This is a genomic window from Blautia massiliensis (ex Liu et al. 2021), assembly GCF_052064225.1.
GTDB lineage: Bacteria > Bacillota > Clostridia > Lachnospirales > Lachnospiraceae > Blautia_A > Blautia_A fusiformis.
Map to the genome: position 1 here is coordinate 95,786 of NZ_JBQHWA010000003.1, position 19,638 is coordinate 115,423.

Below are 19,638 nucleotides of genomic sequence, written 5' to 3' on the forward strand. Positions count from 1 at the left end.
CGGAATAACCGTAACGATTTATTTTTCAAAAGCAGGACAGGATGCAATGCAAATGGAAATATCCTTGAAAAATCATGAGGATACTAGTATAATAAGACCAAAAATGTAAAAAAGCAGCTTTTTCCGGAGCTTTCCGGACGCATTTGGCGGAACAGCTGCAAGTCAAGAGGAGAGAAATCATGGAAAAGACAATGGAAAAGATCGTAGCTCTTGCAAAAGCCAGAGGATTTGTTTACCCGGGTTCCGAGATCTACGGCGGCCTGGCAAACACATGGGATTATGGAAATCTCGGTGTAGAGCTTAAAAATAACGTAAAACGTGCATGGTGGCAGAAATTCATTCAGGAGTCTCCGTACAATGTAGGTGTTGACTGTGCAATCCTTATGAACCCGCAGACATGGATCGCTTCCGGACATCTTGGCGGATTTTCTGATCCTCTTATGGACTGTAAAGAGTGCCACGAGCGTTTCCGTGCAGATAAGCTCATTGAGGACTTTTGTGCAGAGCATGACATTGCCATTGAGGGAAGCGTAGATGCATGGTCCCAGGAGAAGATGATGGACTTCATCAAAGAACACGAGGTAGGATGTCCGAGCTGTGGTAAACACAACTTCACAGATATCCGTCAGTTCAACCTGATGTTCAAGACATTCCAGGGTGTTACCGAAGATGCCAAGAATACTGTATATTTAAGACCGGAGACTGCACAGGGTATTTTTGTAAACTTCAAGAACGTACAGAGAACATCCCGTAAAAAGATCCCGTTTGGTATCGGCCAGATCGGTAAATCCTTCCGTAACGAGATCACACCGGGTAACTTCACATTCCGTACCCGTGAGTTCGAGCAGATGGAGCTTGAGTTCTTCTGCGAGCCGGATACAGATCTTGAGTGGTTTGCATACTGGAAGAAGTTCTGCCTTGACTGGCTGAGTGCTCTCGGACTTAAGGATGATGAGGTTCGTTACCGTGACCATGATAAGGAAGAGCTGAGCTTCTACAGCAAGGCTACCACAGATGTGGAATTCCTTTTCCCATTCGGATGGGGTGAGCTCTGGGGAATCGCTGACAGAACAGATTATGACCTGACACAGCATCAGAATGTATCCGGCCAGGATCTCACATACTTTGATGATGAGAAGAAACAGAAATATATCCCATACGTTATCGAGCCATCACTTGGAGCAGACCGTATGGTACTTGCTTTCCTCTGCAGCGCTTACGATGAGGAAGTTCTGGATGAAGAGAAGAACGATGTCCGTACAGTCCTTCATTTCCATCCGGTACTTGCACCGGTTAAGATCGGTGTGCTTCCGCTTTCCAAGAAGCTTAACGAGGGTGCTGAGAAGATCTACCAGCAGCTTTCCAAGAAGTACAACTGTGAGTACGATGACCGTGGAAATATCGGTAAACGTTACCGCAGACAGGATGAGATCGGTACTCCGTTCTGTATCACTTATGACTTCGAGTCTGAGAATGACGGTGCAGTTACAGTCCGTGACCGTGACACTATGGAGCAGGTACGTGTGAAGATCGATGAGCTTGATGCATACTTTGCTGATAAATTTACATTTTAAGTAAATACATTTTTTAATAAAAAACCTCCGGCTATTTTCTGGCCGGAGGCTTTTTTTCAACAAGTCTGTTTTTCATCCGCCAGTTTCTTGGCGACATTCCGTATACATTTTTGAAAGCCCGGGAAAAATGCAGCTGATTGGGATATCCGACTGCATTTCCGATATCTGCGATAGACAGGGCTGTGATCTTAAGAAGTTCTGCAGCTTTGGTCATGCGATAGCTGATCAGGAATTCCTGGGGAGAACGTCCGATGGTGTCGTGGAAGATCTTACCGAAGTAGCTTCGGTTCAGGCCGCAGCAGGCTGCGATATCCTCAATGGAAATATCATTCTGGAAATTCTGTTCAATAAAAGAGAGCGCCTCCTTGATATAAAAATCACGGATACTTCCATCCTGTTTCATGCGGACAGTTTCAGTAGAGCGCATAAAGTAATCCAGAAAAAGCCAGGTATGTCCGATAAGATGAAAGGGTGATTCCTGGGAATTATGGCTGATATAAAGCATTTCCTCCATCATTTTCTGGCGGAGATCTGCAGAGTGGCTGTGATAGACCGGATGGTCCGGACTTAAACCTGCAGTTTCCACGATCTCTTTTGCCCGGAGCCCGTCAAATTCCACCCAGGTGTACTCCCATGGAAAGTCGGTATCTGCAATGTAGGTGTTGATCTGACCGGGAAAAAGCATGAAACCCTGGCCGCTTTTTACCTGATAGGTGATGGTCTCTCCTGCGGAATTGTCTGCCATCAGAGTTCCGGTACCGGAGATCACATAATGAAAAATATAATGGTTTCGTGCGGCCGGGCCGAATGAATGTGCCGGAGCGCAGTGCTCCCAGCCGTATTGGTATAGTCCGATATCAACAAAGTTTTCATTTGGAAAAACGGAGAAGAGAAGGTCATTCATATTTTTATCCTTTAGGCGTATGATTTTGTCTGGTTTCAGTAACATTATATATTAAAACAGCAGGGAACTTCAACATATGTATAAAAATGCAATTACAAAAACAGCCTGTAAAATATACAAAAAAGAGAAGGATAATCGATAAAACTTTGTGAGAAAATTAAGTTTCTCGAGAAACTTGTTGATTTTCGATAAATCCGGAATATACTAATTTTAGATAAAAGTAGTGATATAGGTGTAAAATATATCAAAATGCTAGAGGACTTTGATGAAGACAGAGAAAAATTGCATTTTGATATAAAACAAGAAAAACGCTGCTATTTATGCAAGCATAAAGCTATGTTAAAATAGATTTCAGAAAAAAGAAACCAGAGAATAAGTATTGGAGAACCCGGATAGCCATATCAGTTAAATGGGTGATATCCAACTTATCAAATAAAAGGAAAAGGAAGGAGCATTACAAGATGCGCAACAGAAGTAAATGGATCCTCTGTATGGGACTTGCCTTTACCATGGCAGCTTCCGTTACATTGAGCGGATGCGGCACAGGTAAAAAGGACAGCGGAAAGACAGAGATCGAACTTGTGCAGTATAAACCGGAAGCGGTTAAGGCATTTGAAAAACTGGAAGAAAAATTCAATGCCACTCATGATGATATCCATCTTACCATCGAATCACCAAACGATGCTATGACTGTATTGAAGACAAGATTTATCCGTGAGGATAATCCGGATATCATTGGAATCGGAGGCGATGTTAACTTTTCCAATTTTATTGATTCTGATATGCTGATGGATATTTCCGATTATCAGGGACTGGATTCGATCAAAGATGCATATAAAGAAATTGATAAAGCGCTGGAATTCGTTCCGGAAGACGGAGTCTATGCGGTTCCTTACGTGGCCAATGCCGCCGGAATCCTTTACAATCGTGAGCTTTTCAAGGAGCATGGCTGGCAGATCCCGACTACATGGGATGAATTTATGAACCTTTGCCAGGAAATTCAGGATGCAGGTATCCAGCCGCTTTATTTCGGATTTAAAGATACCTGGACCTGTCTTGCACCGTGGAATTCTATTGCGGTAGATCTTGCACCAGCCGATGTATGCCGCCAGGTAAACCAGGGAAACACTACTTTTGCAAAAGAGTATAAGGAAGTAGCAGACCGTATGCTGGAGCTTATCCAGTATGGACCGGATGATCCCTTTGCCTATGATTACAATGGAGCCTGCACCGCTTTTGCAAAAGGGGAGGCTGCCATGTATCCCATCGGAAGCTATGCGATCCCGCAGATCCAGAGTGTAAATCCGGATATGGATATTGATTCTTTTGTAACACCGGCAAGCAATGATCCGTCAGAAAACAAACTGAATTCCGGAGTTGACCTTCAGTTCTGTGTGATGGATGACTGTGAGAATAAGGAAGCTGCATATGAAGTGCTGGATTTCCTTCTTGAGGATGAGAATGTACAGACATATCTGGATGACCAGAAGGCAGTTCCCTGTAAAGAGGGTGATTTCACACTTCCCTCTACTCTGGATGGTATGAAGGAATACATAGAAGAGGGAAGGATGGCCGACTACCAGGATCATTATTATCCTACAGAGATGGCTGTGGATGCACAGATCCAGACCTTCCTGATGAAAAAGGATAAAGATGCATTCCTGAAAAAATTTGATACAGACTGGACAAGATATAACCGTGACATTATCCGTAAAGTACAGGACTATGAGGAGAAGAACGGGGAAGGAGAGAACTGATCATGGGAAAAAAATCTATGAGTGGAAGAAAGCTGACCTTTCTTCTGATCACCATTCCGATCGTGGCATTATTTTTCTGCTTTAACACACTGCCTCTGATCAAGGGTGTGATCTACAGCTTTACGAACTTTAAAGGCTATGGAAGCTATGACTGGGTAGGACTTCGAAACTATAAGGATCTTTTTACAGACAGCCGTGTTGGCGGTTCCTATCTGTTTACCTTTAAGCTGGCCATCGTGGCAACTATCGTAACGAATGTACTCAGCTTGATCCTGGCACTTGGACTGAACAGCAAGATCCGTTTCAAGAGTGCACTGCGTGGAGCTTATTTTATTCCTAATGTACTTGGCGCACTGGTCGTAGGATATATTTTCAATTATTTCTTTACATATATCCTGCCTGCATTCGGAAAGATGATCGGAAATAAAACATTGTCTTCCAGCATGCTTTCCAGTACGAGCCTGGCATGGGTTGCCATCGTGATCGTGTGTGCATGGCAGTCCATTGCAATGAATACGATCATCTACATTTCCGGTCTTCAGACAGTGCCGGAGGATGTATACGAGGCAGGCGCTATTGATGGTGCTACCGGATTCAGTAAGTTCCGTTACCTGACATTCCCGCTGATCGTTCCGTTTTTCAGCATCAACATGGTTCTCTGTGTGAAAAACTTCCTGATGGTATTTGATCAGATCATGGCTTTGACAAAGGGTGGTCCTGCACAGAGTACAGAATCCATTTCCTATCTGATCTATAACAATGGTATGAGTGGCGGTCAGTTTGGATTCCAGAGTGCCAATGCGGTTATATTCTTTATTGTGATCGTGATCATTTCTGCAATGCAGTTGACTATCACAGGGAAAAAGGAGGAGCAGCTGTAATGAAAACGAAAGTAAGAGAAAAAGCGAACTGGCCGGTAACGATCCTTCTGGTCCTTGGCCTTATCACAGTGGTATTTCCGCTTTATATGACAATTGTGATCGCATTCAAGCAGCCGACAGAGATGACCAACAGTGTAGCCGGGATCCTGTCTCTGCCAGAGAAATTCAGTCTTGCCAATTTCAGGGAAGCTATGGAGGTAACAGACTTCTGGCATTCTCTTGGAAACAGTGTATTGATCACTGTGATCACAGTGGTTCTTGCTATTGTAATTCATTCACTTTTAGGTTATGCTATAGCCAGAAACAAGAGAAGTAAATTTTATAAATTTATCTATCTCTATGTAGTGAGCGGTATGTTTGTTCCGTTTGCTATCCTGATGATGCCGCTTGTAAAGCAGACTGCTGAGATGGGCCTTGATAACAAAGTCGGTGTGATCATTCTTTATACGGTATTTTATATGCCTATGAACGTGCTTCTTTATTCCGGATATCTGACAAACATTCCAATGGCCCTTGAGGAGGCTGCCTGTGTGGATGGAGCCAGCACCTGGAAAACATATTGGAAGATCATCTTTCCGATCATGAAGCCGATGCATGCCACAGTGGCAGTTCTGACAGCACTTGGAACCTGGAATGACGTTATGACTCCACTGGTTATCATGTCCGGATCTACAGGTGGAACCACATTGCCTCTGGCACAGCTGAATTTCCAGACTCAGTTCGGAACAAACTATAACCTTGCGTTTGCCTCTTATCTGCTGGCACTGCTTCCGATCCTTCTGTTTTATCTGATCTGCCAGAAGCACATTTTAAATGGTGTTGTAAACGGTGCCGTAAAATAAAAACACAAGAAAAAGGAGGATTCACATATGGGAATCATCTACTGCGAGAAAGACAGAACGTTTACCCTGCAGACAAAAGAAACTACATATCAGATGCAGGTGGATCAGTACGGATTTCTTCTTCATCTCTATTATGGTAAAAAGGCAGAAGGCTGCATGGATTATCTTCTGACCTACTATGACAGAGGATTTTCCGGAAATCCCTATGATGCGGGAACAGACAGAACCTATTCCATGGACTCTCTTCCACAGGAGCTTTCCTGCTACGGAAACGGAGATTTCCGCAGTGCATCACTGATGCTGGAAAACGGTGACGGAAGCATGAGCTGTGATATGCGTTACAAGAACTATACTATCCGTGACGGTAAATACAGCCTTCCGGGGCTTCCGGCGGTTTATGCAGATAATGATGAGGCACAGACTCTGGAGATCGTACTGGAGGATCCGGCTACCGGCGTGGAGGCCATGCTTCTTTACGGTGTACTTCCGGAACTGGATATCATTACAAGAAGCGTCTATATCCGCAATCAGAGCAGTGAGAAGATCTATGTGAACAAGGTGATGTCCGCAGAACTGGATTTTCTTTACGGAGATTATGACCTGCTTACTTTTTACGGAAGACATGCCATGGAGCGGAATCTGCAGAGAGTACCGGTGGCTCATGGAAGTCAGATGATCGGCAGTGTCCGTGGCACATCCAGCCATCAGTATAATCCGATGATGATCCTGGCAGAGAAGGACACAACAGAGGATCATGGAGGCTGCTATGCTATGTCCTTTGTATACAGTGGAAATTTCCAGGGTGAGGTTCTTAAAGATCAGTACAATCAGACAAGAATGCTCCTTGGTGTACAGGAGGAGTGCTTCCGGTATCCGCTGGAAGCTGGGGAGACCTTCTATGCACCTGAGGTGATCTTAAGCTACACAGATCAGGGAATGAACCGTCTTTCCCAGAATCTGCACAGCTGCATCCGTCATCATATCTGCCGTGGTAAATATAAGACAGAGGTTCGTCCGGTGCTGGTAAACAGCTGGGAGGCAGCATATTTTGATTTTACAGGGGAGACTTTATATAATCTGGCAAAAGAGGCAAGGAGCCTTGGTATCGATATGCTGGTTCTGGATGACGGCTGGTTTGGAAAACGTGACGATGACAACAGTGGTCTTGGGGACTGGTATGTCAATGAGAAGAAGCTTGGAGAGACTCTCGGCGGACTGGTAAAAAGAGTCAATGACCTCGGAGTGAAATTCGGTATCTGGATTGAGCCGGAGATGATCTCTGAGGACAGTGATCTTTACCGCGAGCATCCGGACTGGGCACTTATGATTCCGGGAAGAAATCCAGTGAGATCCAGAAATCAGCTGGTACTTGATTTTTCCAGAAAAGAAGTTGTAGACGGAATTTTTGGACAGATCAGTGCGGTATTGGATAATGCCAATATTGAGTACGTTAAATGGGACATGAATCGAAGCCTGATGGATGTATTTTCCGTAATGACAAAGGATCAGGGACGTGTAATGTATGATTATGTCCTGGGATTGTACGATTTTCTGGACCGTATGGTGAACCGTTATCCGGATCTTCTGATCGAGGGCTGCAGCGGCGGTGGTGGAAGATTTGACGCAGGCATGCTGTATTACACACCGCAGATCTGGTGCAGCGACAACTCTGATGCTATTGACAGGCTTCGGATCCAGTATGGCACTTCCTTCGGATATCCGGTATCGGCCATGGGAGCACATGTGTCTGCAGTGCCGAACCATCAGACAGGAAGGATCACCCCGTTACATACCAGAGGTGTGGTTGCAATGTCCGGAACCTTCGGCTACGAGCTGGATCTTCTGAAGTTGACTGAGGAAGAAAAAGACGAGGTCCGCAGCCAGATCGGGGAATTCCGTAAATATGCGCCACTGATCCAGAACGGACGGTACTATCGCCTGACAGATCCGTTTAAGAGTGAGGTCTGTGCATGGGAGATCGTTGGAAATTCTCAGGAAGAAGTTCTGCTCAATGTTGTCATGGAGGAGATCCATGGAAATATGACTGTGAATTATGTGCAGCTTCGCGGCCTTGATGAGAGTGCACTTTATAAGGAACAGACTACCGGCAGGATCTATTCCGGAGCTGCTCTGATGCATGGTGGAATGCCGCTTCCTGCAGAGTTTGGGGAGTACAGAGCTTATCAGTATCATTTTGTGAGAGAATAAGAGCGTATTGAGACAGTAAGATAAATAAAAGGATCCGTCATACAGACAGCTGAAAAAGCCGATGTATGGCGGATCTTTTTTATCATAGCTCAGTGTACGGTGATCTGATAGCTCTTGATAAATTCCTCATCCGGTTTCAGCACATTGATATTTGCTTTTTTGGAAAGAGGCTTTTCAAAACCACAGTCATCACAGCGTCCCATCCACGGCTCCAGGCATACGAAGGGAGCACCGGGTACGGACCAGATACCGAAATTCGGGAAGCCCTCACTGGTAAGTGTCAGATATGGAGTTCCGTCCGGGAAGAGGATACCGGCCTTTTGGATCTGGCCGTTATCAAAAACAAGAGCGTCTTTATCAAACATGTGAGGAGCAATGGAACAGGTTCCGTTTTCAAGGGAAAGTGTATGTGGCTCGTCAGCAAGGACTGTTCCTACAGACGTATCGATAAGGAGATAGGTAAGAGCGTCCAGGCCTTCAAAAGCAAGACGGTAATCACTCTGGGATTCGCCTTCACGTACCGGAACACGGAATGCCGGATGGCCGCCGATGGTAAAATACATAGTTTCAGAATCATTATTAACTACTTCCCAGCATACTTCCAGGTCGTGCTTCTTCAGAGTGTAGGTGATCTTCAGAGCGAAAGCAAACGGATAAACATTCAAGGTTTCTTCAGAGGACTTAAGGACAAAGGAAAGGGAAGTATCGGTGATATCCGTGCAGATAAAATCGCTGTCCCTTGCAAAGCCGTGCTGGCTGGAAGGATATTCCTTTCCGTTCAGACGCCAGATATCTTTGTAGTTACGTCCCACGTTGGGAAAAAGTACAGGTGCATGGCGTTTCCAGTAAGCCGGATCTGCCTGCCAGAGGATCTCCCTGTCATTAGTCTTGTCATAGATGCCGGTGAGTTCAGCACCGTGATCGGAAACGGAAATCTTAAGAAAGCTGTTTTCAATCGTTCGTGTCATGATAAACCTCCTGTATGACAGCATTCGGGTAATATTACCTCGGAATTGCTGCATGTTTTTTTCTATTTTAGCACATTTTTCAGATGATAACGAGAAAAATACAATCTGTGAAAAATATAACTGGAAAATCTGTCATATTTCACAAGAGAAATTGCTGTTTTTTGGAAGAATAACCTTGACTAATGAAGGATAAATCTATAAAATAATTATGTGCGTAGAAAACATACATTTTTTATGTTTTAAAGAACAATAATTAGGAGGAAAATGTAAAATGGCAAAATGGGTTTACATGTTTACAGAAGGTAATGCTACTATGAGAAATCTTCTGGGCGGCAAAGGTGCCAACCTTGCTGAGATGACAAACCTCGGTCTTCCTGTACCGCAGGGCTTCACAATCACAACAGAGGCCTGCACACAGTACTACGAGGATGGCAGATCCATCAACGATGAGATCATGGCTCAGATCATGGAAGCAATTACCAAGATGGAAGGAGTTACCGGTAAGAAATTCGGTGACAAAGAAAATCCTCTGCTTGTATCCGTTCGTTCTGGTGCGAGAGCATCTATGCCTGGTATGATGGACACAATCCTCAACCTTGGTTTAAATGAAGAAGTTGTTAACACTCTTGCTGAGAAATCCGGCAATGAGCGTTGGGCTTGGGACTGCTACAGAAGATTCATCCAGATGTATTCTGACGTAGTTATGGAAGTTGGTAAGAAATACTTCGAGGAGCTTATCGATGAGATGAAAGCTAAGAGAGGTGTTAAGCAGGACGTTGAGCTTACAGCTGCTGACCTGCATGAGCTTGCTGACCAGTTCAAAGCTGAGTATAAATCCAAAATCGGTGCTGATTTCCCAACTGATCCGAAGGAGCAGCTTGTAGGCGCAATCAAAGCCGTATTCCGTTCCTGGGACAACCCACGTGCGAACGTATATCGTCGTGACAACGATATCCCATATTCCTGGGGTACAGCTGTTAACGTACAGATGATGGCATTCGGTAACATGGGTGATGACTGTGGTACAGGTGTTGCCTTCACACGTGACCCTGCTACAGGTGCTAACGGTCTGTTCGGTGAGTTCCTTACCAATGCACAGGGTGAGGACGTAGTTGCTGGTGTTCGTACACCTATGCACATCTCCGAGATGGAGCAGAAGTTCCCGGAAGCATTCGTACAGTTCAAACAGGTTTGCGAGACTCTTGAGAAACATTACAGAGACATGCAGGATATGGAGTTTACTGTAGAGCATGGTAAACTGTATATGCTTCAGACACGTAATGGTAAGAGAACTGCACAGGCTGCTCTTAAGATCGCTTGTGACCTCGTTGATGAGGGAATGAGAACTGAGGAAGAGGCTGTTGCAATGATCGATCCTCGTAACCTTGATACACTTCTTCATCCGCAGTTCGATGCAGCTGCTCTTAAAGCTGCTACACCGATGGGTAAAGGTCTTGGTGCTTCTCCAGGAGCTGCTTGCGGCAAGATCGTATTCTCTGCAGAGGACGCTGTTGAGTGGGCTGCAAGAGGAGAGAAAGTTGTTCTTGTTCGTCTTGAGACATCCCCAGAGGATATCACAGGTATGAAAGCTGCTCAGGGTATCCTGACAGTTCGTGGTGGTATGACATCTCACGCAGCTGTAGTTGCTCGTGGTATGGGATCCTGCTGTGTATCCGGATGCGGCGATATCGCTATGGATGAGGAGAACAAGAAATTCACACTTGCTGGTAAAGAGTTCCATGAAGGAGATGCAATCTCCATTGATGGTACAACAGGTAACATCTATGACGGACTTATCCCGACTGTAGATGCTAAGATCGCTGGTGAGTTCGGACGTATCATGGGATGGGCTGACAAGTACAGAACAATGAAAGTTCGTACAAACGCTGATACTCCTGCTGATGCTAAGAAAGCTCGTGAGCTTGGTGCAGAGGGAATTGGTCTTTGCCGTACAGAGCATATGTTCTTTGAGGGCAACAGAATTGATGCATTCCGTGAGATGATCTGCTCTGAGACAGTAGAGGAGAGAGAAGCAGCACTTGCTAAGATCCTTCCGGAGCAGCAGGGAGACTTCGAGAAACTCTATGAGGCACTTGAAGGAAATCCTGTAACAATTCGTTTCCTTGATCCGCCACTTCATGAGTTCGTTCCTACAGAGGAAGAGGACATCAAGAAACTGGCTGATGCTCAGGGCAAGACTGTAGAGCAGATCAAGACAATCATCGCTTCCCTTCACGAGTTCAACCCGATGATGGGACATCGTGGATGCCGTCTTGCTGTTACTTATCCAGAGATTGCTAAGATGCAGACAAGCGCTGTTATCCGCGCAGCTATCAACGTTAAGAAGAATCATCCGGATTGGAACATCAAACCGGAGATCATGATTCCGCTTGTTGGTGACATCAAAGAGCTTAAATATGTTAAGAAATTCGTTGTAGAGACAGCAGATGCTGAGATCAAAGCAGCAGGTTCTGACCTTGAGTACGAGGTTGGTACTATGATCGAGATCCCGAGAGCAGCTCTTACAGCTGATGATATCGCTAAAGAGGCTGACTTCTTCTGCTTCGGTACAAACGACCTTACACAGATGACATACGGATTCTCCCGTGATGACGCTGGTAAGTTCCTTAACGCATACTATGATGCTAAGATCTTCGAGAACGATCCATTTGCTAAACTTGATCAGGTTGGCGTTGGTAAACTCATGAAGATGGCAATCCAGCTTGGAAAACCGGTTAACCCGAAACTTCACGTAGGTATCTGCGGTGAGCACGGTGGAGATCCGTCTTCCGTAGAGTTCTGCAACGAGATCGGACTTGACTATGTATCCTGCTCACCGTTCCGTGTACCGATCGCTCGTCTTGCAGCAGCACAGGCAGCAATCGCTAAGAAGAACGCCTAAGCAGAACTTCATATTGCTTCAAGGCTGAAACTTCAGCCTGATCAAGCATAGAAAGCTTCTGGCAGTCTGTAGAAATACAGATTGTCAGGAGCTTTTTTTATACAGGGGAAAGAACCATGAAAAAGAAAATTTTTATTATCACAGGAATGATTCTGTGTATCCTGGCAGGAATAGTTATCGTGCCTTCCGTGATCAGAACCAGACAGGCAGTAAAAGAATTTGAAAAAGATTTTCATGTATCCGCCAATTCCGGGGCAGATTCTGCGGGGATAGATTCTGAAGATGAGCCAGCTGCGGAGAACGAAGAAGTTTCAGAGGAAGAAGAGAAGAAAGCGTTTGAGCTGGATACGTATTTGGATCACAGAGATATGACTCACCGGTTGTATATTTACGACATGGATTATATTGAAAAGGCCATTTCCTTTGAGAAAAAAAGCCTTCAGGATTTTGAGGAGGTGATCAGGCAGAATCCGAAAATCCCGGATAAATTCAAACCACTTATGGAAGAATATTGCAAATGTGTGTTTGAAAAATATCCGGATGTGGAACTTCGTCCTTTTTATCAGAATCTTCAGAGCCTGGAAGTTGTGGAATGTACAGAGGATGAACTGTTAAAAGTCAGCTGGGATGTTTATTCCTGCGGATGTTACGTGAAATCAGAGAATAAGATTTATGTGCTGAAAGATAAAGAATACGAAGAAGGAACCTGGGATTATCAGGTGATCTTCCATGAACTGAGCCATTGTCTGCGGGACAGCCATTATACAGATGAAGACGGAAACAAAGTATACATTCAATTTGCCGGACTGAATTATTATGATGTTCCCAATGCGGAGGCAATCAATTCCCTGTTTGCGGTCAGCCTTTTTGATTATGAGGAAAACGATATTGCCTATCAGATGCAGAGCAATGCCCATAAAATAATGATCGAATGTATGGACAATTATTCTCTGGATGATTATGTGAATCACAGTCTTGGATATTACGCAAAACAGCTGGATGAATATAATCAGGATGACAACTATGCAACGACGATCCTGACGCTGATGGATGAGCAATATCATGATTACTACGATGAAAAGACGGCAGAGAACCCAGAAAAATATTATCCGATCTATGATTATATTTCCAACATGTATCTGGGAAAACATCTGAAAGCAGGGATGAGCCAGGAAGAAGCCAGAGGGATTATGGATGAGATGCTGGAAAAACTCCTCTTTGACGTTCCGGAGGAATATCATATAGACAGAGACCATTTTTATGAGTATCTGGAGAAGTATTATACAGAGAAATTTTCGGCTGCATAACTGAAAGTTTTCTGCTGGGGTGATTCCGGCAGTTTACGAAAAAAAGGATTCATGGTATCATGAAAGAAACAGGGCAGATCATGCCAGAGGATAAGGAGAATTTTATGAACCAGGAATCACAGACACCGCATAAGAGGCGGGTACGATATAAAGGAAAATATCCGAAGAAATTTGAGGAGAAATATAAAGAGCTTCAGCCTGAGAAATATAAAGATACTATTGAACATGTGATCAGCAAGGGGAATACACCGGCGGGAATGCACATTTCCATTATGGTGAAGGAGATCATTGATTTTCTGGAGATCAAACCGGGGCAGGTTGGATTTGATGCCACACTTGGATATGGTGGACATACCAGAGCCATGCTGGAATGTCTGAAAGGCCAGGGTCATATGTATGCGACAGATGTGGACCCGGAAGAATCCGCCAAGACCAGAAAACGTCTGGCAGAGCAGGGTTTCGGGGAAGATATCCTGACAATTAAACTCCAGAATTTCTGCACCATTGATGAGATTGCGAAAGAAGTAGGCGGATTTGATTTTATCCTGGCAGATCTCGGAGTATCTTCCATGCAGATCGACAATCCAAAGAGAGGTTTTTCCTTTAAAGTGGACGGACCTCTGGATTTAAGACTGAATCAGGAATCCGGGATCAGTGCGGCGGAACGTTTGGATACCATTTCCAGAGAAGAACTTGCCGGAATGCTGGATGAAAATTCCGATGAGCTGTACTGTGAGGAGATCGCCAAAGCCATCACCGATGAGATCCGTAAGGGCAACCGCATAGATACCACTACGAAACTTCGGGAAGTGATCGAGAAGACTCTGGATTTTCTTCCGGAAAAAGAGAAAAAAGACATGGTCAAAAAAACATGCCAGAGAGTTTTTCAGGCGCTGCGTATTGATGTAAACCGGGAATTCGAGGTTCTCTATGATTTTATGGAAAAACTCCCCGGAGCTCTGAAACCAGGCGGACGTGTGGCAATCCTTACCTTCCATTCCGGAGAAGACAAACTGGTAAAGAAAGCACTGAAACAGGGATACAAAGAAGGAATTTATTCTGATTATTCCAAAGATGTGATCCGACCGTCTGCTCAGGAATGCGCTCAGAATGGACGTGCCAGATCAACGAAGATGCGCTGGGCGATAAAAGCATAAATGATGATCTCCATAAGCCATGGCAAAAAATAAGCCATGGCTTATTTTTTGAAAAAATTACAAATTTCTGTTCTGTATTTTGGAATAATTCCATACAAATTAAAAAATCACTGTGCTATCATGTTAAACAATTACAGTGACCTGGAAAAGTTAAAGATCAGATAAATATTTTTCGGGACACCACGAATTGGAAAGGAAAAAACATGGATATCACACTTGAAACAGCAGCAGATAAGCTGGTAAAAGAAATTTTTGGCGTGAAGCCTGAAGAAACTGTGATCATCACAGCAGATGATGATTCGGATGCATCGGTTGTAGAAGCAGTAAAAAACAGTGCAAAAAATGCAGGAGCACATGCAATGGTAATTTCAGTTCCCACACCAGGGGGAGTAGGAAAAGCAGCAGATCCGGATCTTCCGGTCGATGCGTTAAGTGCAGCACTTCTCTGTGCAGATGTATGGATCGAATTTAATCATCAGTGGCTTCTTTATTCCACACCATTTGAGCGTGCAGAAGCAGAGAACAAAAAAATGCGTTACATGTGTCTGGTAGATTTTAACCCTGACCTCATGATCCGTACCATCGGCAATGTGGAGACAGAGCAGCTCAAAAAATTTATGCTTGCGATCACTGAAAAAACAAAAAATGCAAAGAACATGCGTGTCACAACTCCGGCTGGATGTGATATATCATTTGAAATCGATCCTGGCCATTATACAGCATGTGACTGCGGAAACGCAACAGTACCAGGAATCCATATGCTTACAGGACAGATCAATGTTGTGCCGCGATTTGGAAGCATCAATGGCGTGATCGTTTTTGACGGATCTGTAACCCCACCTTTTGGAACCACACCGGATGCGCCGATCCGTCTTACAATTGAAAACAGTAAAATCGTAAAAATTGAAGGAGGCCGTGATGCAGCCATTTTTGAAGAGCATTTGAAAAGCTTTGAAGATGAGGGAATGTTCAAGCTTGCACATATTGCGTATGGGTTTAATCCAGGAGCGGTTCTTACCGGCAATATTGTGGAGGATGAGCGTGTATGGGGATCCACAGAGTGGGGAATTGGTTATGTCAGCCCATTTGACGCTCCGCCGCACGGACAGGATGCAAAATCCCACTGTGATGGCATTTGCCTGAATTCTTCTGTATGGCTTGATGGTGTACAGATCATGGATGAAGGGAGAATAACAGATCCATATCTGAAAGAGCTGGCTGCATTCAGAGAATAAATAATATGAACATATCTTTATTGCAGGTTTTAAATGCACCTTTGTTTGAGAATGTAAAAATTTTGTCAGGACGGGCCGGACTTGGCCGGATCGTAAAGCGGGCATCTGTTTTTGATGCGCCATTTAAAGAGGATGTGCTGGAGAAAGATATTCTGGCACCTGGAGATTTTTTTATCACATCTCTTTTGCAGTTTCAGCCGAAATCAGAAGAACTGATGCAGGTTCTGGCGCTTCTTGTAAAAGGAAACTGCAGTGGGCTCTGTGTGATGATGGAGGAGAGAGCAGAGCTTTTTTCGAAAGAAATGCTTGCTTTCTGTGAAGAGAAGCAGTTTCCTGTGATCTGTATGAGGGAAGATATTTCTTATGCAGAGGTCCTTGGAGTTATTAATCAATGTATCCTGGAAGAACAGACAAATGTGCTTAATCAGCTGAAACTGGATAAGATCCTAGCATCGAGGACTCTGCCCCAGGAGCGAATGAAGATCCTTTTTAGCATTAATCCGGGGATCAGGGAGTACGTACAGGCTGTTTATATCCGGGATGAACGGCGGAAGATCACACAAAGAAAAAAAACAGGAGAAGTCTGTTCATCTTTTGATATATTTATTCCGGCGGATAACTATGATATCTGTATTTTGAGTGCAGATTCCAGGAAGGAACTGGAACAGCATAAAAATGTAGTGTGTGAACAGCTTTTGAGAAGCTATCATAACCGCAGACTTGGAATTGGCAGACCTTATGCCAGATACAGAGTAGAACGAACACTTCTTGAAGCAGGAGACGCCCTGGACATGGCACAGGCATCGGACCGGAGGCAGCAGGTCTATGATCCATTGTCTCCGCAGCAGCTTCTTTTGCCTATCAGGGGAAGTCGGGAAATGCAGGAATTTTATGACGAATTTTGTCGAGAGATTGCGGCGAAAACAACGGAAGAAGGCATGGAGGACATGCTTCTTACAACAAGGGCGTATGTACAGTGCAATGGAGATTTTAAAAAAACTGCCAAAAAACTGAAACAGCACGAGAATACGATCCGTTATCGTATTAACCGTCTGAGAAATTATCTTGATGTGGAAGAACAGCCGTTGCTTTTTCATGAGATCATTTCTCTGGCTGTGCGGATCGAATCTATGCTGGAGATAAAAAAGAATAAAGAGGTATGAGAGTGGAACAGGAAAAGAAAACAGGAAATGTGGAATCTGTCACATTGGAACAGGTTCCGATGGAAGAGAGAAAAAGCTGGGCAGATGTTGCCATGATCCAGGCGGGAATTATGATCTGTGTGCCCAGTCTGATGCTGGGAGGAATCCTGGCAGAGTCTATGCCGATGTCTCAGGCCATCTGGTCAGGGGTAATCGGATATGCAGTGATCGTGGCGTTGATGATATTTTGTGGAATCATGGGAAGTGATCTTGGTGTACCGACATGTGTTGTTGCATCTGGCGTTTTTGGAAAACAGGGATCATCAAAGCTGATCTCTGCATTATTTATGATCTCCATGATCGGTTGGTTTGCAGTGCAGAACGGTGTCTGTGGCTCTGCATTTTCCAATCTGATCGAAGCAAGCACAGGAGTAAAAATCCCGATTCCGGTATCAACGGTTGTGTGGGGAATAATCATGCTGGTTACAGCTGTATATGGAATCAATGCTCTGGATAAACTGAATAAGATTGCCATTCCTGCACTTGTGATCGTAACTGTGATCGGGTGTGTGGTAGCAATCCAGCGTTTCGGAACCGGAAATTTAAGTATGACTATCGAAGATCCGGCCATGAGCTTTGCAGATGGAGTTGTACTTACTATCAGTTTTATGGCCACCGGCGCCTTGAATGCACCTGATTTTACCAGATATCAGAGAACAAGAAAAGATACAGTCCTTTCTTCTGCTATCGGTGTGATGCCGGCAGGAATGGCTATGCTTATTCTCGGAGCGGTAATGACGAGAATTGCCCAGCAGTATGACATTTCACTTGTATTTTCTAATATTGGCCTTCCGTTCCTTGGAATGGTCGTACTGATCCTGGCAACCTGGACAACGAATACTACCAATGCCTACAGTGCAGGCTTAAATGCAGTTATGGTATTCAATCTGAAAGAAAGCGGCCGTTCTATGGCAACGGTTATACTTGGAGCTGTGGGAACAGTTCTGGCAGCTGTTGGTGTAGCCGGAAATTTTGAGGGATTTCTTACACTTCTTGGAAATGCGTTTATGCCGATCATTGCTCTGTTTATTGTGGAATACTGGAGCCTTGGGAAAGGAAAAGCAGAGAACTTTACATTACGTGAAGGATGGTCAGTGGCTGGAATCGTGACCTGGGCTCTTGGTTTTGCAGCTACGTTTTTGACTGTGGGAATTTCTTTTATCAATGGAATGCTGGTTTCCGGAATCCTGTATCTGGTGTGGAGACTGGTAAAAAAAGGTGATAAATAAATGGCTAGAGAATATGTAGAAAAAAATACAGCGGAAATGGTCAGATGTCTAAAAGAACTGGTAGCTATTCCCGGGATTTTTGAGGATGCACCATCTAAAGGAGCACCTTTTGGAAAAAATATCCAAAAATCTCTGGAGTACGTCCTTAGAATGGGACAGCAAATGGGATTTCAGGTAAAAAATTATGATGGTTATGCCGGAGAGATCACTGCCGGAGAGGGAAACAGGATGATCGGAATCCTCTGCCATACAGATGTGGTCAGTGCAGGAGAGGGATGGAACACAGATCCGTTTGATCCTGTGGAAAAAGATGGAAAGCTTTATGGAAGAGGAACTTCAGATGATAAAGGCCCTCTGGTGTCTTCACTTTTTGCTATGAAATATCTTGCAGATAATCAGTTGATTCCAAAAGATACCTGTCTTCGCATGATTGTGGGAACCGATGAGGAAGAGAGCTGGCAATGTATTCGTTATTATCTGGATCATGCAGAAATACTTCCACAGGTATCTATCGTACCAGATGCTAATTTTCCACTTTTATACTGCGAAAAAGGACTTCTTGACTTTGATCTTTCTTCTGTGGAATCTGTGGATGAAAGAGCAGAGATACAAATTGTGGAATTAAAAGGTGGACGTAGCAGAAATATTGTTCCGGACGAGGCGTCCTGTCTTCTGAAATGTGAAGATCCGAAGGCGGCAGTAAAAAGCATTGCGCTTCCGGAACAGGTTACAGCAAAGATCACAGATGGATTTTTGAAATTGTCAGTCAGAGGGATCAGTACACATTGTATGAGTCCGGAAAAAGGGTTTAATGCAGTTTCCTGTCTTCTGGAAACGCTGGGACAATTTGGCGAAAAACTTTCTCATGCTTCTTATATGAAATGTTTTCATCAGGCCATAGGAATGGATTATGACGGAGAGCGTCTGGGCTGTGCCATGGAGGATTCCGCAGGGGCACTGACGTTTAATGTGGGAACTGTGAATATGGATGAAAATGGAAGGATTTTTCTGCAGTGTAATATTCGTTATCCTGCATCTGTGGAGTATAATGATATTCGGGAGCTGCTGGAGAGACAGCTGAAAAAATATGGCTTCTTTTATAATGAAGTAGATTATCTGGCTCCGGTGTACCATAAAAAGGACTCAGCACTGATCCGGTGTCTGATGGAGGCCTATCAGGAAGTGACAGGGGATATGGATACAGAGCCAATGGCTATTGGCGGAGCTACCTATGCAAGGGCACTTCCTAATGCTGTGGCATTTGGGCCGCTGTTTCCGTATGAGGAAGAACTGGCTCATGAAGCAAATGAATTTTTAAGCATTGAGAGTCTGCAGAAAATGACCGAAATTTTTGTAAAAGGTCTTTACAAACTGATGACAGAATATAGATAAAAACATTAAAGAAACAAACTATAGAAATATCCTGGAATGCGTTGACATCCAGGATATTTTTTGCTATGGTATACAAGTTT

14 protein-coding genes are annotated in these 19,638 nt (G+C 44.2%); 12 read left to right on the forward strand and 2 right to left on the reverse strand.

Annotation, left to right across the window (positions count from 1 at the left end):
- Window positions 1-179 precede the first annotated feature (179 nt).
- The gene (locus tag ACTNDQ_RS01785; RefSeq protein WP_092069375.1) at window positions 180-1,574 is read left to right on the forward strand and encodes a glycine--tRNA ligase; all 1,395 of its coding nucleotides are present in this window, start codon (window positions 180-182) and stop codon (window positions 1,572-1,574) included.
- 31 nt (window positions 1,575-1,605) lie between these two features.
- Here ACTNDQ_RS01785 and ACTNDQ_RS01790 read toward each other — a convergent pair whose 3' ends face one another.
- Window positions 1,606-2,478, reverse strand: coding sequence for an AraC family transcriptional regulator (locus ACTNDQ_RS01790; RefSeq protein ID WP_173762106.1), 873 nt, complete (start codon window positions 2,476-2,478; stop codon window positions 1,606-1,608).
- Window positions 2,479-2,939: 461 nt separating this feature from the next.
- Here ACTNDQ_RS01790 and ACTNDQ_RS01795 point away from each other — a divergent pair, with 461 nt between their 5' ends.
- Genes ACTNDQ_RS01795 through ACTNDQ_RS01810 form a run of 4 tightly spaced genes read left to right on the forward strand, consistent with a single transcriptional unit; the run spans window position 2,940 to window position 8,166 of the window.
- Window positions 2,940-4,235 carry an ABC transporter substrate-binding protein gene (locus ACTNDQ_RS01795; RefSeq protein WP_441063431.1) on the forward strand — a complete coding sequence of 432 codons (1,296 nt, stop codon included), beginning with the start codon at window positions 2,940-2,942 and terminating at the stop codon, window positions 4,233-4,235.
- Between the two features lie 2 nt (window positions 4,236-4,237).
- Window positions 4,238-5,116, forward strand: coding sequence for a carbohydrate ABC transporter permease (locus tag ACTNDQ_RS01800; protein ID WP_114001452.1), 879 nt, complete (start codon window positions 4,238-4,240; stop codon window positions 5,114-5,116).
- Complete coding sequence (locus ACTNDQ_RS01805; RefSeq protein WP_441063434.1) at window positions 5,116-5,958, forward strand: carbohydrate ABC transporter permease; 843 nt, start codon at window positions 5,116-5,118, stop codon at window positions 5,956-5,958. The genes ACTNDQ_RS01800 and ACTNDQ_RS01805 overlap by 1 nt, the downstream gene beginning before the upstream one ends.
- 27 nt (window positions 5,959-5,985) lie before the next feature.
- Complete coding sequence (locus ACTNDQ_RS01810; RefSeq protein ID WP_302690743.1) at window positions 5,986-8,166, forward strand: alpha-galactosidase; 2,181 nt, start codon at window positions 5,986-5,988, stop codon at window positions 8,164-8,166.
- 89 nt (window positions 8,167-8,255) lie between these two features.
- Here the strand turns inward: ACTNDQ_RS01810 and ACTNDQ_RS01815 are convergent, their stop codons facing one another.
- Window positions 8,256-9,134, reverse strand: a complete 879-nt coding sequence (locus tag ACTNDQ_RS01815) for an aldose 1-epimerase family protein (protein ID WP_441063436.1) — start codon at window positions 9,132-9,134, stop codon at window positions 8,256-8,258.
- A 271-nt stretch (window positions 9,135-9,405) separates the two neighbouring features.
- On the opposite strand from ACTNDQ_RS01815, the gene ppdK reads away from it, so the two are divergent.
- The 7 genes from ppdK to pepV all read left to right on the forward strand — a co-directional run bounded on the left by ppdK (window position 9,406) and on the right by pepV (window position 19,558).
- Complete coding sequence (gene ppdK / locus ACTNDQ_RS01820) at window positions 9,406-12,036, forward strand: pyruvate, phosphate dikinase (RefSeq protein ID WP_110101998.1); 2,631 nt, start codon at window positions 9,406-9,408, stop codon at window positions 12,034-12,036.
- 116 nt (window positions 12,037-12,152) lie between these two features.
- The gene (locus ACTNDQ_RS01825) at window positions 12,153-13,343 is read left to right on the forward strand and encodes a hypothetical protein (RefSeq protein WP_441063440.1); all 1,191 of its coding nucleotides are present in this window, start codon (window positions 12,153-12,155) and stop codon (window positions 13,341-13,343) included.
- A gap of 104 nt (window positions 13,344-13,447) precedes the next feature.
- On the forward strand, window positions 13,448-14,500 hold the full coding sequence (gene rsmH / locus ACTNDQ_RS01830) for a 16S rRNA (cytosine(1402)-N(4))-methyltransferase RsmH (protein ID WP_279198953.1): 1,053 nt from the start codon (window positions 13,448-13,450) through the stop codon (window positions 14,498-14,500).
- Window positions 14,501-14,703: 203 nt separating this feature from the next.
- Window positions 14,704-15,735 carry a hypothetical protein gene (locus ACTNDQ_RS01835; protein ID WP_021977541.1) on the forward strand — a complete coding sequence of 344 codons (1,032 nt, stop codon included), beginning with the start codon at window positions 14,704-14,706 and terminating at the stop codon, window positions 15,733-15,735.
- Between the two features lie 5 nt (window positions 15,736-15,740).
- Window positions 15,741-16,898 (forward strand): PucR family transcriptional regulator, encoded by a 1,158-nt coding sequence (locus ACTNDQ_RS01840; protein WP_021977542.1) that lies wholly within the window; start codon window positions 15,741-15,743, stop codon window positions 16,896-16,898.
- A 2-nt stretch (window positions 16,899-16,900) separates the two neighbouring features.
- Window positions 16,901-18,166 carry a cytosine permease gene (locus ACTNDQ_RS01845; protein WP_059085206.1) on the forward strand — a complete coding sequence of 422 codons (1,266 nt, stop codon included), beginning with the start codon at window positions 16,901-16,903 and terminating at the stop codon, window positions 18,164-18,166.
- A complete protein-coding gene (gene pepV / locus ACTNDQ_RS01850) occupies window positions 18,167-19,558 on the forward strand; it encodes a dipeptidase PepV (RefSeq protein ID WP_021977544.1) in 1,392 nt (463 codons plus the stop codon).
- The last annotated feature ends 80 nt before the right edge of the window (window positions 19,559-19,638 follow it).

Bases quoted from the DNA above. Each gene is read 5' to 3' on its own strand.
- ACTNDQ_RS01785 (WP_092069375.1), top strand. From the start codon at position 180: ATGGAAAAGACAATGGAAAAGATCGTAGCTCTTGCAAAAGCCAGAGGA.
- ACTNDQ_RS01790 (WP_173762106.1), bottom strand. From the start codon at position 2,478: ATGAATGACCTTCTCTTCTCCGTTTTTCCAAATGAAAACTTTGTTGAT.
- ACTNDQ_RS01795 (WP_441063431.1), top strand. From the start codon at position 2,940: ATGCGCAACAGAAGTAAATGGATCCTCTGTATGGGACTTGCCTTTACC.
- ACTNDQ_RS01800 (WP_114001452.1), top strand. From the start codon at position 4,238: ATGGGAAAAAAATCTATGAGTGGAAGAAAGCTGACCTTTCTTCTGATC.
- ACTNDQ_RS01805 (WP_441063434.1), top strand. From the start codon at position 5,116: ATGAAAACGAAAGTAAGAGAAAAAGCGAACTGGCCGGTAACGATCCTT.
- ACTNDQ_RS01810 (WP_302690743.1), top strand. From the start codon at position 5,986: ATGGGAATCATCTACTGCGAGAAAGACAGAACGTTTACCCTGCAGACA.
- ACTNDQ_RS01815 (WP_441063436.1), bottom strand. From the start codon at position 9,134: ATGACACGAACGATTGAAAACAGCTTTCTTAAGATTTCCGTTTCCGAT.
- ppdK (WP_110101998.1), top strand. From the start codon at position 9,406: ATGGCAAAATGGGTTTACATGTTTACAGAAGGTAATGCTACTATGAGA.
- ACTNDQ_RS01825 (WP_441063440.1), top strand. From the start codon at position 12,153: ATGAAAAAGAAAATTTTTATTATCACAGGAATGATTCTGTGTATCCTG.
- rsmH (WP_279198953.1), top strand. From the start codon at position 13,448: ATGAACCAGGAATCACAGACACCGCATAAGAGGCGGGTACGATATAAA.
- ACTNDQ_RS01835 (WP_021977541.1), top strand. From the start codon at position 14,704: ATGGATATCACACTTGAAACAGCAGCAGATAAGCTGGTAAAAGAAATT.
- ACTNDQ_RS01840 (WP_021977542.1), top strand. From the start codon at position 15,741: ATGAACATATCTTTATTGCAGGTTTTAAATGCACCTTTGTTTGAGAAT.
- pepV (WP_021977544.1), top strand. From the start codon at position 18,167: ATGGCTAGAGAATATGTAGAAAAAAATACAGCGGAAATGGTCAGATGT.